The organism is Acidovorax sp. JG5 (assembly GCF_017939685.1).
Lineage (GTDB): Bacteria > Pseudomonadota > Gammaproteobacteria > Burkholderiales > Burkholderiaceae_C > Acidovorax.
Genome location: NZ_JAGKSE010000001.1, coordinates 133,240 through 147,059, shown reverse-complemented (window position 1 = coordinate 147,059; position 13,820 = coordinate 133,240). Strand labels below are relative to the sequence as shown.

The 13,820-nt window shown below is 63.5% G+C and carries 11 protein-coding genes and 1 pseudogene; 7 read left to right on the top strand and 5 right to left on the bottom strand.

Going from position 1 to position 13,820, the window contains the following annotated elements:
• Window positions 1-23: 23 nt before the first annotated feature.
• Entirely contained in the window at window positions 24-3,023 is a 3,000-nt protein-coding gene (gene uvrA / locus J8G26_RS00645; protein ID WP_210567790.1) for an excinuclease ABC subunit UvrA, read from the bottom strand.
• 290 nt (window positions 3,024-3,313) lie between these two features.
• Between uvrA and J8G26_RS00640 the strand changes: the two genes are divergently transcribed.
• Window positions 3,314-4,501 (top strand): MFS transporter, encoded by a 1,188-nt coding sequence (locus tag J8G26_RS00640; RefSeq protein ID WP_210567789.1) that lies wholly within the window; start codon window positions 3,314-3,316, stop codon window positions 4,499-4,501.
• A gap of 117 nt (window positions 4,502-4,618) precedes the next feature.
• Entirely contained in the window at window positions 4,619-5,167 is a 549-nt protein-coding gene (gene ssb, locus J8G26_RS00635; protein WP_210567554.1) for a single-stranded DNA-binding protein, read from the top strand.
• A 192-nt stretch (window positions 5,168-5,359) separates the two neighbouring features.
• Here ssb and mnmA read toward each other — a convergent pair whose 3' ends face one another.
• The gene (gene mnmA / locus J8G26_RS00630; RefSeq protein ID WP_210567553.1) at window positions 5,360-6,505 is read right to left on the bottom strand and encodes a tRNA 2-thiouridine(34) synthase MnmA; all 1,146 of its coding nucleotides are present in this window, start codon (window positions 6,503-6,505) and stop codon (window positions 5,360-5,362) included.
• 306 nt (window positions 6,506-6,811) lie between these two features.
• Here mnmA and J8G26_RS00625 point away from each other — a divergent pair, with 306 nt between their 5' ends.
• Together J8G26_RS00625 and J8G26_RS00620 are read left to right on the top strand one after the other, a co-directional pair.
• Window positions 6,812-7,411 (top strand): type IV toxin-antitoxin system AbiEi family antitoxin domain-containing protein, encoded by a 600-nt coding sequence (locus tag J8G26_RS00625; protein ID WP_210567552.1) that lies wholly within the window; start codon window positions 6,812-6,814, stop codon window positions 7,409-7,411.
• Window positions 7,408-8,310: a nucleotidyl transferase AbiEii/AbiGii toxin family protein gene (locus J8G26_RS00620; RefSeq protein WP_210567551.1), complete on the top strand. Its 903-nt coding sequence runs from the start codon at window positions 7,408-7,410 to the stop codon at window positions 8,308-8,310. The genes J8G26_RS00625 and J8G26_RS00620 overlap by 4 nt, the downstream gene beginning before the upstream one ends.
• On the opposite strand, the gene J8G26_RS00615 is transcribed toward J8G26_RS00620, so the two are convergent.
• Both J8G26_RS00615 and J8G26_RS00610 read right to left on the bottom strand, forming a co-directional pair.
• The gene (locus J8G26_RS00615; protein WP_282598111.1) at window positions 8,265-8,612 is read right to left on the bottom strand and encodes an asparagine synthase-related protein; all 348 of its coding nucleotides are present in this window, start codon (window positions 8,610-8,612) and stop codon (window positions 8,265-8,267) included. The genes J8G26_RS00620 and J8G26_RS00615 overlap by 46 nt on opposite strands.
• Before the next feature lie 196 nt (window positions 8,613-8,808).
• On the bottom strand, window positions 8,809-9,792 hold the full coding sequence (locus J8G26_RS00610; RefSeq protein WP_055396456.1) for an NAD-dependent epimerase/dehydratase family protein: 984 nt from the start codon (window positions 9,790-9,792) through the stop codon (window positions 8,809-8,811).
• Window positions 9,793-9,888: 96 nt separating this feature from the next.
• Here J8G26_RS00610 and J8G26_RS00605 point away from each other — a divergent pair, with 96 nt between their 5' ends.
• Entirely contained in the window at window positions 9,889-10,788 is a 900-nt protein-coding gene (locus J8G26_RS00605) for a LysR family transcriptional regulator (RefSeq protein ID WP_060784212.1), read from the top strand.
• 126 nt (window positions 10,789-10,914) lie between these two features.
• Here J8G26_RS00605 and J8G26_RS00600 read toward each other — a convergent pair whose 3' ends face one another.
• A complete protein-coding gene (locus tag J8G26_RS00600) occupies window positions 10,915-12,444 on the bottom strand; it encodes a catalase (RefSeq protein WP_210567550.1) in 1,530 nt (509 codons plus the stop codon).
• Window positions 12,445-12,547: 103 nt separating this feature from the next.
• On the opposite strand from J8G26_RS00600, the pseudogene J8G26_RS19245 reads away from it, so the two are divergent.
• Both J8G26_RS19245 and J8G26_RS00595 read left to right on the top strand, forming a co-directional pair.
• A pseudogene (locus J8G26_RS19245) lies at window positions 12,548-12,675 on the top strand (IS481 family transposase); the annotation flags it as partial.
• A 194-nt stretch (window positions 12,676-12,869) separates the two neighbouring features.
• Window positions 12,870-13,817 (top strand): LysR substrate-binding domain-containing protein, encoded by a 948-nt coding sequence (locus J8G26_RS00595; protein ID WP_210567549.1) that lies wholly within the window; start codon window positions 12,870-12,872, stop codon window positions 13,815-13,817.
• The last annotated feature ends 3 nt before the right edge of the window (window positions 13,818-13,820 follow it).

Below are 13,820 nucleotides of genomic sequence, written 5' to 3'. Positions count from 1 at the left end.
GCTAGAGGCCAATTTCTTTCAAACTATTTGCTGAGATACGGCGCCAGATACCGCCCCGTGTGGCTGGCCGGGTTGGCCGCCAGCTCCTCGGGCGTGCCCACGCCCACCACGCTGCCGCCGCCCGCGCCGCCCTCGGGGCCCATGTCGATGAGCCAGTCGGCGGTTTTGATCACGTCCAGGTTGTGCTCGATGATGACGATGGTGTTGCCTGCGTCGCGCAGCTGGTGCAGCACCTTGAGCAGCAGGTCGATGTCGGCAAAGTGCAGGCCGGTGGTCGGTTCATCGAGGATGTAGAGCGTGCGGCCGGTGTCGCGTTTGCTCAGCTCTTGCGCGAGTTTGACGCGCTGCGCTTCGCCGCCCGAGAGCGTGGTGGCGCTCTGGCCCAGGCGGATGTACGACAGCCCCACGTCCAGCAGCGTCTGCAGCTTGCGCGCGATGGTCGGCACGTCCTTGAAGTAGGCGGCGGCGTCTTCCACCGTCAGCTCCAGGATCTGCGCGATGTTTTTGCCCTTCCACAGCACTTCGAGCGTCTCGCGGTTGTAGCGCTGGCCGTGGCAGATGTCGCAGGGCACGTACACGTCGGGCAGGAAGTGCATTTCCACCTTCACCACGCCGTCGCCCTGGCAGGCTTCGCAGCGGCCACCACCACCTGCTGCACCCACGTTGAAGCTGAAGCGCCCCGGGCCGTAGCCGCGTTCCTTGGCGGTGTTGGTCTCGGCCATCAGCTCACGGATCGGCGTGAACAGGCCCGTGTAGGTGGCGGGGTTGCTGCGCGGGGTGCGGCCAATGGGGCTCTGGTCCACATTGATGACCTTGTCGAAATACTCGATGCCCACGATCTCTTCGTGCGCGGCCGGCTCGTCGTGCGCGCGGTACAGCTGGCGCGCCACGGCTTTGTACAGCGTGTCGTTGACCAGCGTGCTCTTGCCCGAGCCCGACACCCCCGTCACGCAGGTGAGCAGCCCGACGGGGAAGTCCACCGTCACGCCCTGCAAATTGTTGCCTGTGGCGCCCGCCACGCGCAGCGCCTGCACGGCGCCCTGGCGCGCGTGGTGCTCGGCCATGCGCTCGGCGCGGCGCTTGCTGGCCTCGGTCTGCGGAAAGCGCGACTTGGCCGGGGCTGAGGTGGCAGGCGCCTGCTCCAGCACGGGTAGCCAGGGCGTGCGCCGCCGGGGCACGGCAATCGACAGCGCGCCCGAAAGGTATTTGCCGGTGAGCGACTGCGCATTGGCGCGCACTTCATCGTAGGTGCCTTGCGCCATCACGCGCCCGCCGTGCACGCCGGCGCCGGGGCCCATGTCGATCACCTGGTCGGCGGCGCGCATCATGTCTTCGTCGTGCTCGACCACGATCACGCTGTTGCCAATGTCGCGCAGGTGCTGCAGCGTGGCGATCAGGCGGTCGTTGTCGCGCTGGTGCAGGCCGATGCTGGGCTCGTCGAGCACATACATCACGCCCGTCAGGCCCGAGCCGATCTGTGACGCCAGGCGAATGCGCTGCGCCTCGCCGCCGCTCAGGGTTTCGGCGCTGCGGTCCAGGCTCAAATAACTCAGGCCCACGTCGTTCAAAAACTGCAGCCGCGTGGCGATCTCGCGCACCACCTTGTCGGCAATCTCGGCCTTGGCGCCGGTGAGCTTCAGGTCGTTGAACCAGGCGTGCGCAGCGCTCAGCGTGGCGTGGCTCACTTCATAGATGGCGCGGGCCTGTTCGCCCTCGCCCAGCTTCACATGGCGGGCCTCGCGGCGCAGGCGCACGCCGTGGCATTCGGGGCAGGGCTGGGTGCTGCGGTAGCGGGCCAGATCCTCGCGCACCACCACCGAGTCGGTTTCGCGGTAGCGGCGCGCCATGTTGGGCAGGATGCCCTCGAACACATGTTTTTTGATGACGGCTTTGCCCTTGGAGGCGCCGCTGTCCATGATGTAGTTAAAGGCGATTTCTTCCTCGCCCGAGCCGTGCAAGATGGCGTGCTGCACCGGTGCGGGCAGCGACTCGAACGGCGCCTCGATGTCGAACGCGTAGTGCTTGGCCAGGCTCTCCAGCATGGCAAAGTAGTAGCCGTTGCGCCGGTCCCAGCCCTTGATGGCGCCGCTGGCCAGGCTCAGGCTGGGGAAGGCGACCACACGCGTCGGGTCAAACACCTCGCGCTGGCCGATGCCGTCGCAGGCCGGGCAGGCGCCCATGGGCGAGTTGAAGGAGAACAGGCGCGGCTCCAGCTCGGCCAGCGAGTAGCTGCACACCGGGCAGGCGAACTTGCTGCTGAACAGGTGCTCTTGCCCCGTGTCCATCTCCAGCGCCAGCACGCGGCCGTTGCCCTCGTGCCCGCCCACGCGCAGGGCCGCTTCGATGCTCTCGGCCAGGCGCTGCTGCAGGTCAGCGCGCACCTTCACGCGGTCGATCACCACGTCGATGTCGTGCTTCTCGGTCTTCTTCAGCTGGGGCAGGTTTTCGTGCTCATAGATCTGCCCGTCCACCCGAAAGCGGACGTAGCCCAGCGCCTGCATCTGTGCAAACAGCTCGGTGAACTCGCCCTTTTTCTCACGCGCCACGGGGGCCAGCACCATGAGTTTGGTGTCCTCGGGCAGGGCCAGCACGGCGTCCACCATCTGGCTCACGGTCTGCGCGGCCAGCGGCAGGCCATGGTCGGGGCAAAACGGCGTGCCGGCGCGGGCATACAACAGGCGCAGGTAGTCGTGGATCTCGGTCACCGTGCCCACGGTGGAGCGCGGGTTGTGGCTGGTGGCCTTCTGCTCGATGGAAATCGCTGGAGACAACCCTTCGATCAGGTCCACATCGGGCTTGTCCAGCCGCCCCAGAAACTGCCGCGCATAGGCCGACAGGCTTTCCACATAGCGCCGCTGGCCCTCGGCATACAGCGTATCGAACGCCAGGCTCGATTTGCCCGAGCCCGACAGCCCGGTGATCACCACCAGCTGGTTGCGCGGGATGTCGAGGTCGATGTTCTTGAGGTTGTGCGTGCGCGCTCCCCGGATGCTGATGCGTGCCTGCGCCAGCGCATGGCCCAAGTAACGACCCGAGGGGCCAGAAGGCTGATCGTCAGCAGGACTTTGGGGGAGGGAAGGGTTCACAGTGGGGCGCACGCCAGAAAAGCAGAAAAACCCACCATGATAGTGACGCAGGGCATTCCATGGGGGCGCCGCCCAGGTACCCCGCGCGCAGATCGCGGACAATCGAACGCTTTATCGCTTCTGCTGCCTCGGCCCCCTGGGCCCAACGGCCCCTTTTGAGCGTGTCCGACATTACCGTGCCCCCCCAAACCCCTTCACCCACCCTTGCCGCCCCCCCCGTCACGGCCATGACGCCGCTGGAGCGCCGCTCCAGCATCAGCCTGGCGCTGATCTTTGCGTTGCGCATGCTGGGCCTGTTCCTCGTGCTGCCCGTGTTTGCCCTCGAAGCGCGCAAATACCCCGGCGGTGACGACCCCGCGCTGGTGGGCCTGGCCATGGGCATCTATGGCCTCACCCAGGCCGTGCTGCAACTGCCGCTGGGCATGGCGTCCGACCGCTTCGGGCGCAAGCGCGTCATCGTGCTGGGCCTCTTGGTGTTTGCGGCGGGCAGCCTGCTGGCGGCGCTGGCCGATTCGCTCACCGGCCTGCTGGTGGGCCGCGCGCTGCAGGGCGCCGGGGCCGTGTCGGCCGCCGTAACGGCCCTGCTGGCCGACCAGACGCGCGACGCCGTGCGCACCAAGGCCATGGCGCTGGTGGGTGGCAGCATTGGCCTGATGTTTGCCGTGGCGCTGGTGGCCGCCCCGCTGCTGACGGCCCATATCGGCCTGGCCGGCCTGTTTGGCCTGACCTGCGCACTGGCGCTGGCGGGCGTTGCCGTGGTGCTGTGGTGGGTGCCGGCCGAGTCGGCCCAGCACCGCAATGCCCCGCGCGGCAGCGTGGCCGATGTGTGGCGCAACCCCGATCTGCTGCGCCTGAACCTGGGCGTGTTTGTGCTGCACACCGTGCAGTTGTCGATGTGGGTGGCCGTGCCGGCCATGCTGGTGCAGGCGGGCCTGACCAAAGACCACCACTGGCAGGTGTATCTGCCGGCCGTGGTGCTGTCTTTTGTGGCCATGGGGGGGCTGTTTGCGATGGAGCGGCGCGGCCGCCTGCGCGGCGCCCTGCTGGGCGCCATTGCCCTGGTGCTGCTGGTGCAGGTGGGCCTGGGGCTGCTCTCGGCCAGCGGCGCCACCCCCACGCTGTGGGTGCTGGGGCCGCTGATGTTTTTGTTCTTTTGCGGCTTCAATGCACTCGAAGCCAGCCAGCCCAGCCTGGTGTCGCGCATGGCGCCGGCGCCGGTGCGCGGCGCGGCGCTGGGCAGCTACAACACGCTGCAGTCGCTGGGGTTGTTTGCCGGCGGCGCACTGGGCGGCGCGCTGGTGAAATGGGCCGGCGCCCCGGGGCTGTTTGCCACCACGGCGGCCTTGACCGCCCTGTGGCTGGTGCTGACATGGCCTCTGCGCCCCGTGGGCCGCAGCGCGGGCGGCGGGCACTGAAATTTGCCTGGCCGCAGCGGGCGAACGCCACCCCCGCTTGCGGCACAATGCACCCTTTGGCGCCTGGAATTCCCTCACATCCGGCGCTTTTTATCCCTTGAAGGCAAAGACACCACCATGGCATCCATCAACAAAGTCATCATCGTCGGCAACCTGGGCCGCGACCCGGAAATGCGCACCTTCCCCAGCGGCGACCAGGTGGCCAACGTGACGATTGCCACCACCGACAAGTGGAAAGACAAGCAGACCGGCGAAATGAAGGAAGCCACCGAGTGGCACCGCGTGGTCTTCAACGGCCGCCTGGCCGAAATCGTGGGCCAATACTTGCGCAAGGGCTCGCAGGTGTATGTCGAAGGCAGCCTGCGCACCCGCAAGTGGACCGACCAAGCCGGCGTGGAGAAATACAGCACCGAGATCCGCGCCGACCAGATGCAGATGCTGGGTGGCCGCCAGGGCATGGGCGGCCAAGGTGGCGGCCATGACGACGGCGGCGGCTATGGCGGTGACGCCGGCGGCGGCTACGACCAGGCCCCGCGCCGCGCCGCGCCGGCACCCATGCAACAACGCCCCGCAGCACCCGCCCCCCGGCCCGCGCCGGCCCCCGTGGCGCAGGCACCGCGCGCTGCCTCGGGTTTTGATGACATGGATGACGACATTCCGTTCTAAGAGCCAACGCTTCAGCGAATGAAAAAGCCTGCCAACTTCGTGTTGGCAGGCTTTTTTATTGGGCACCCGGTGCCTGATCTGAACCGTTACAGCGGCACAAGCCATTGACCACATCGCCCCACGCATCACATCAATATTGATAGCTGCTTGCGCTTATGCAACAAGCGCAAGCAGCCATTTTCTTCAAAATACTCAGGCTGACGGGTCCACCGCCGCAATCACCCCTCCGCCCAAGCACACCTCGCCGTCGTACAGCACGGCACTTTGCCCCGGCGTAACGGCCCACTGCGCCTCGGGAAACTCCAGGCGAAAGCCGGCGCCCGCCGCGCTCACCATGGTGCAGGCCGCATCCTGCTGGCGGTAACGCGTCTTGGCTGCGTATTGGCCCGGCGCGGGCGCATGGCCCGCGCACCAGCTCGCATCCTGGGCATCGAGCCGGTGCGACAGCAACCACGGGTGGTCATGCCCCTGCACCACGCGCAGCACGTTCTTCTCCAGATCCTTGCGCGCCACAAACCACGGCGCATGTTCGCCCACACCGCGCTGGCCCCGGTCCAGGGCCGCCTTCAGCTCGGCACCCTTGGCCTTCACGCCGCCAATGCCCAGGCCCTGGCGCTGGCCCAGCGTGTAGAAACTCAGGCCCACATGCTTGCCCAGCGTGCGGCCCCGATCGTCCTGGATGGGGCCCGGCGCGTGGCTGATGTAGCGGTTCAAGAACTCGCGGAACGGCCGCTCGCCAATAAAGCAAATGCCGGTGGAATCCTTCTTCTTGGCGTTGGGCAGCCCAATCTCTTCGGCAATGCGGCGCACCTCGGTCTTGTGCAGCTCGCCCACGGGGAACAGCGTTTTCGACAGCTGCGCCTGGTTCAGGCGGTGCAAAAAGTAGCTCTGGTCCTTGCCCGGGTCCAGCCCCTTGAGCAGCTCGAACAAGCCCGTGGCGGCGTTCTGACGCACACGCGCGTAGTGCCCGGTGGCAATCTTTTCGGCGCCCAGGCGCATGGCGTGGTCGAGAAAGGCCTTGAACTTGATCTCGGCGTTGCACAGCACATCGGGGTTGGGTGTGCGCCCGGCATGGTACTCGCGCAAAAACTCGGCAAACACCCGGTCCTTGTAGTCGGCCGCGAAGTTCACATGCTCGATCTCGATGCCAATCACATCGGCCACGGCGGCGGCATCCACGAAGTCGATGTTGGACGAGCAGTATTCGCTGTCGTCGTCATCTTCCCAGTTCTTCATGAAGATGCCGACCACTTCGTGGCCCTGCTGCTTGAGAAGGTGGGCGGTGACGGCGGAATCCACCCCGCCGCTCAGGCCCACGACGACACGTTGCTTTTTCATGGACGGGATTATCCGGCCATCGCGGGATATGTGGGGCGTGAGGTGCTATTGATTAAGTAGCTGCTTGCGCTTGATGGTATTGGCCTAAAGGCTGTTTTGATACAAATATTCGCAATGACCTCTCCCCACCCTGGTTCGCGACCGACTCAGCACCGGCAGGCCCAATAGGCTGCAAACGCGTCGCAAATCATCCCCCAGCGGCCGTCTTTCCAGGGCCGGCGAGCTGCAGGTCAGCCAGCATCCTTTTTCGATTGAAAATCACATCACTTGAAAACAAGTAATGAGAATATTAAACTCGCTCCCCATATGAACCAGTCTGACCACATCCTCGAACTGGCCCGGCACCGTCGCGTGCTGCGGGCTGCGGATGTGCGCGAGCACGGCTGGTCGCCGCAGCTTCTGATCCGGCTGCACCAGGCTGGCAAGCTGCAACGCTTCGCCCGTGGTCTGTACGGGCTCCCCGACGCTGAATTCACCGCGCACCAGACACTGATCGAGGTCTGTCAGCGCGTGCCGAAGGCCGTGCTGTGCCTGCTGAGCGCGCTGCAATTCCATGAGATCGGCACGCAACTGCCGCACGAAGTCTGGGTCGCGTTGCCTGAAGGCAGTCAGACACCGGCGTTGAGCTACCCCACGCTGCGCATCACGCGCCTGCGCGGCGCCGCGTACAGCGACGGCATCGAGACCGTGACCGACCACGGCGCGCCCATCCGGGTGTACAGCGCGGCCAAAACGGTGACCGACTGCTTCAAATTCCGCAACAAGATCGGCCTGGACGTGGCGCTGGAGGCGCTGAAAGATGCCTGGCGCAGCCGCAAGGTCACCATGGACGAGCTGAGCCACTTCGCCCAGATCAACCGCGTTGAACGTGTCATGCAGCCCTACCTTGAGGCGGTGGCGGCATGAGCGCAAACCTGTCAGCCTCCGTCCTCGCGCGGCTGCTGACGCTGGCCAAGCAGAGGGGCGACGACTACAGCCTGCTGCTCAACCGCTTTGCGCTGGAGCGCCTGTTGCTGCGAGTCAGCACCTCGCCGCATGCAGACCGCTTCCTGCTCAAGGGCGCACTGCTCTTTGCGCTGTGGTACGACACCCCGCACCGCCCCACACGCGATGCCGACCTGCTGGGCTTCGGCCCCGACGATGAGGCAAACCTGATCGCCACCTTCTGCGAAGTTGCTGCCATGGATCTGGGCGACGGCATCTCGTTCGACCCCGATTCTGTGAAGGCGGATGCCATACGCGAAGACAACCCCTACGGCGGCACGCGCATCACGCTGGTGGCACGCATCGGCTCCGCACGCTGCACGTTGCAGATCGACGTAGGCTTTGGTGATGCCGTGACGCCGGGGCCGCTGACCGTGGCTTACCCCACCCTGCTGGGCGGCTTCACGGCCCCACTGCTTCGGGTCTATCCGGTCTACACCGTGATCGCCGAGAAGTACCAGGCCATGGTGATGCTGGGGCAGGCAAACAGCCGCATGAAGGACTTCTTCGACCTCGCAGTGATCGCACGGCGCACGGAACTGGATGGCGCCACACTGGCCGCCGCCATCGCCGCCACCTTTGCCCGGCGCCAGACCGCGCTGCCCACCGAGCGCCCCTTGGCCCTGACAAAGCAGTTCAGCGAAGACGCCGCCAAGCAGCGCCAGTGGCAAGCCTTCCTGAACAAGAACCGCATCACAGCTGCCGGCCTGGGTGACACCGTGGCGCTGCTGGATGACCTGCTGTGGCCACCTACGGAGGTTGTCGCTGCCAACAGTCAGGCGAGGGCCATATGGCACCCAGACGCATTGCGCTGGGTCTGAGCGCCGCTCGCCGCGACTTGGGGCGGGATCAAGGCAACGACGGAATCTTCCGCTTCTCGACTCTTGTACGCTGCGGCAAAGTTGACATGCTCGATCTCGATGCCGATCACATCGGCCACGGCGGCGGCGTCCACAAAGTCGATGTTGGACGAGCAGTATTCGCTGTCGTCGTCATCTTCCCAGTTCTTCATGAAGATGCCGACCACCTCGTGGCCTTGTTGCTTGAGAAGGTGGGCGGTGACGGCGGAGTCCACTCCGCCCGAGAGGCCGACGACAACGCGCTGTTTGGTATGGGCAGTCATTGCCCTGATTGTATTTTTATGCGCTGGCCACCTTGTGCGGGCGTGCAGAACGCATAGCGACACGGAGGGCATACATCCCGTAGTGCTTGGGATCGGCTGCTATCGGCCAGAAGCTGTCGTCCGGTAGGTAGCTGTGAAAGGCAGGTCTAGGTTGATCACAGTCAATCAAGCACTGTGAAATTTGCGACAGATGTCGTTAGCCATCACTGTTGACGGTGCTTAACTTGCGCACAGGCGTCGTCTGCAAGCACCCCATACCTTCCAAGGCGGCCTCCACCGCCTCATCCAGCGGCGTATGCGGCTCATGCCCAAGCGTCGAGACCAGCTTGGCGTTGCTCATCTTTACCCGCGTGCTCCACAAATAGCGCATCTGACATAGCTCTCGCAGGGTCGGTACAAAGGGCGCAGCAAGCACGGTAAGCCACCAGGGGAAGGCTCTCACTTTGGGCTTGACTCCTCCGCGCTTGACTACCACGCGGCAGATCGCTTCCGCCAACTGGGTGCCGTCTGCGTCCCAATGACCGGCCGTGTGGAAGGCGGCAAAGGGATCCAACGTGCTACGCAGCTGCAACAGCTCCACCATAGTGCGGGCTACGTCGGGTAGGTAAGACCACTGGTGGCCCATGCCGGGTGCGTTGGGCACACTAATAGACTTAACCGGCTGACCGGGCTTTAGCATGCCCTGCGAGAACCAGCTACTGCCCAGCTTGGGTCCGAAGAAGTCCCCCGCACGCACCAGGAGCACTCTGCAGTTCTGGCTGCTGGCCTGCTTCAGACGCTGCTCCATCTCCACACGTATGCTTCCCTTCCGGGTGATGGGCTGCTGCGGTGAATCCTCATGTAACGTGGGAAAGGAGCTGGGACCGTAGTTGTAGACTGTGCCAGGCAGCACGATAGTAGCTCCGTTAGCATGCGCGGCGGCGATGGTGTTGTCCAGCATGGGCAGTACCAGCTCACCCCAACGACGATAACCGGGTGGGTTGACTGCGTGCACTATGACGGAACAGCCTTCTGCTGCTGCCAGCACGTCCTCGCGGTTCATGGCGTCGCGCCGCTCAATTTGCTGCTCACCGCTTCGGCGCAATGCACGCACTGTCCAGCCAGCATCGCGTAATTGCCGAGCCATTTCGCCACCAATGCCGCCGGTGGCTCCTAGAACCAAGGCCGTGTTGCTTTCCATTCATTACCCCCGGATGTGTTGCGATGGCAAGGAGTTTCTAGCGGGCACTGCTATTAAGCAATTGACCAAGATGTGATAGTCGCCATACATTTTCGTATGACCATCAACAACACCGATATTGGCTGGGAGCTGTATCGCACCTTTTTGGGCGTACTGGAAGAGGGCTCGCTGTCCGGTGCAGCGCGCTCCATGGGAATTGCCCAGCCCACCGTGGGGCGGCATGTCGACGCACTGGAAACAGCATTGGGCGTGACGCTGTTTACCCGTTCGCAAACGGGGCTACTACCCACCGAGGCGGCGCTAGCGCTGCAGCCGTTTGCCCTGACCATGTACAGCGCTGCCGCTGCGCTGAAGCGCGCGGCCGAAAGCCAAGGCTCAGGTATCCAAGGCACAGTGCGAGTTACGGCCAGCGAGGTGATAGGGCAAGAGGTATTACCACCTATCCTGGCGAAACTGCAGGACACACACCCGGACCTGACGGTAGAACTGGTGCTGACCAACAGGGTGCAGGACCTCCTGCAGCGCGAAGCCGACATCGCCGTGCGCATGACACAGCCCAGACAGGAGCAACTAATTGCCCGATGCGTTGGAGTGATGCCACTTGGCTTTCATGCGCACAAACGCTATCTGGACAAGCACGGGACTCCCAGCTCTCTGGCTGATCTGGCTCAGCACGCGCTGATTGGCTTTGATGAAGAGACGCCGTTCGTGCGTGCCGCACGCAAGGCATTCCCAATCTGGAACCGCGAAAACTTTGCGGTGCGTACCGACAACGACATGGCACAGATTGCGCTGATCCGAGCTGGCTGCGGTATTGGCGTGTGCCAAATGCATATAGCGGCGCGCGACCTGAATCTGGTGAACATATTGCCTGGCAGCATTCCGCTGAGCCTGGAGACCTGGCTCACCATGCACGAAGATCTGCGCAATAACCCGAGCTGCAAGGTGACATTTGATGCACTGTTGAAGGGGCTACAAGACTACGTGACTCCCTAGCAAGTCGACATCGATCTGACCAGATGAGGTTGCTTGCCAATGACTGAAGAACCTGACTTAGTTGACGGTGTGAGAAAAGAGCCTTGGCGTCTACCAAGGCTCTTTTTCATACTTCCGGCGCTTTTACTACGCAGGCAGGGCGACCAGTGGGTTTCCGTACATAGGGTCATCCTTTTTTGAGGCCAGTGCCTTTTCAAGGTTGATGCCCAGGGCCTTGGCTACGCCTGCACCGTATGCAGGGTCTGCGGCGTGGCAATTGCGGATGTGACGGAACTTGATGAACTCTGGAGCGTCGCCCATGGCTCTGCCGGTGTTGCCAAAAAGCGCTTCCTTCTGACCGTCGTTCATTAGACGGAACAACTTGCCAGGTTGCTCGAAGTAGTTGTGGTCATCTTTGTCGTAGCTCCAGTGGGCTGCATTGCCGGTGAGCTTGAGCGGCGGCTCCGAGAACTGCGGCTGGCCCTGCCATTGGCCAAAGCTGTTGGGTTCGTAGTGCGGCAAAGCACCATAGTTGCCATCGACCCGCCCCTGACCATCGCGGTGGTTGCTGTGCACTGGGCAGCGAGCCTGATTGACAGGGATCTGGTGGTAATTTACGCCCAGTCGATAGCGCTGAGCATCGGCGTAGTTGAAAAGGCGTGCTTGCAGCATACGGTCCGGACTGACACCGATACCAGGTACCAGATTGCTAGGGGAAAAGGCCACCTGTTCAACGTCGGCGAAAAAGTTCTCGGAGTTTTTGTTCAGCTCGAACTCACCAACTTCGATGAGCGGATAGTCGCCCTTGTACCAGACCTTGGTCAGATCGAACGGATGCAAGGCGTACTTCTCCGCATCAGCCTCTGGCATGACCTGAATAAACATCGTCCACTTGGGATATTCGCCACGTTCGATGGCTTCATACAGATCGCGCTGATGGCTTTCACGATCCTGGGCGACCAATTCGCCGGCCTCTGCATCGGTAAGGTTCTTGATGCCCTGCTGGGTCCGGAAATGCATCTTGACCCAGAAACGCTCGCCGGCCTGGTTCCAGAGGCTGTAGGTGTGCGAGCTGAAACCGTGCATATGACGGTAGCTGGCAGGGATGCCGCGATCGCTCATGACGACAGTGACTTGGTGCAGAGCTTCGGGCAGAAGCGTCCAGTAATCCCAATTGTTGGTGGCGCTGCGCAAGTTTGTGCGAGGGTCGCGTTTGACGGCCTTATTCAGATCAGGGAACTGGCGAGGATCGCGGATGAAGAACACCGGAGTGTTATTGCCCACCATGTCCCAGTTTCCCTCTTCGGTATAGAACTTCAGAGCAAAACCACGGATATCGCGCTCGGCATCGGCCGCACCGCGCTCCCCAGCTACCGCAGTGAAGCGGGCAAACATCTCCGTCTTCTTTCCTACCTCGCTGAAAATCTTAGCGCGGGTGTACTTGGTGATGTCGTGCGTGACCGTGAATGTGCCGAAGGCACCCGATCCCTTGGCGTGCATGCGGCGCTCTGGGATGACCTCGCGCACAAAACCGGCCAGCTTTTCATTCAGCCAGACATCCTGAGCCAATAAGGGGCCGCGAGGACCTGCAGTGAGGCTGTCGCGGTTAGTGACCACGGGGGCGCCGAAGTCAGTAGTCATGTGGGTTACGGGGCACTTTTTGGTGTCGTCGCTCATGAATTTCTCCTAATTGGTTGTGGGGCCATCAACAACTATAGACTAGGTGTTTGATCGCAAGTTTTGATGGTGCAATATTTTACCTTGAATAGAAGGAAGCACTATGGGCCAGATTCTGCACGGAAGTGCCACAACGACAAAGGTTGTCCGTCGATCAATACAAAATAGTCAACGCTTTCTGCGCGCCATGAAATCAACCTGAAAACGATAGTGAGGTGGAAGAAACGGACCCCGATCACAGGTCGGCCTATAGGGTCGCATGACTGCTTAGGGTCGATAGCTGCCACCGCTGTGGCAGAGTGAACCACTCAAGTCAAACTCGACCCAGATTTTCACCGCCAAAACGCTGGTGAATTCCCCAGAAAACCTGATTCCAGCGCTGTAGGCTATGGGCCGCTTGACCCACTGTGCGACCATCGCCCCCCATGGAACTGCGCCAACTCCGCTACTTCGTCAGCATCGTCGAGCTCGGCTCCATGGGCCGGGCCGCGCTCGACCTGAACATGGTGCAGTCGGCGCTGAGCCAGCAGATCAGCCGCCTGGAGGGCGAGCTCAGCACCCGGCTGCTGCAGCGCACGGCCAAGGGCGCGGTGCCCACCGAGGCGGGACTGGCGTTTTTTCGCGAGGCGCAACTGGCGCTGCGCCATGCCGACCAGGCCGCGCGGGCGGCGCAGCAGGCGCGGCTGACGGGCAGCGTGAGCGTGGGCCTGTCGCCCACCACAGCGTCGGTGCTGGGTGTGCCGCTGATGCGCGCCATGCACGAGCGCTACCCCGATGTGCGCCTGCACATGGTGGGCAGCCTGTCGGGGCACCTGTCGACCATGCTCAACGCGCGCCAGCTCGACCTGGCCGTGCTGTTTGACACCCAGCCCGCACGCCGCTGGAGCGTGCTGCCGCTGCTGGAAGAGCGCCTGTTTTTGATCCGCTCGGCGCACCACCCGGCGCAGCAGCCACTGCCAGCGGGCAAGGTGGCCCTGGCGCAGCTGGGCGATGAGCCGCTGATTTTGCCCACCGGCCCGCACGGCCTGCGCAGCCGGCTGGATGCCGCCTTTGCCCAGGCGCGCGTGGCACCGCGCATGGCCATGGAAATCGACTCGCTGGCGTTGCTGATGGATGCGGTGGACATGGGCCTGGGCAGCACCATCCAGCCCTGGGCGGCGGTGGGCCGCTACCCCGACGCAGCGCAGCGCTTTGCGCTGGCCGAAATCACCGACGGCCCGGCCTACCGGCCCGCCGCGCTGTGCAGCCTGTCGGACGACGAGCTCTCGCCCGCCGCGCTGGCAGCGCGCGTGGTGCTGGGCGACTGCGTGCGCGAGCTGGTGCAGTCGGGGCGGTGGGTGGGCGCGAGTTTGGTGGTTGCAGCCGACGGGTGAGGG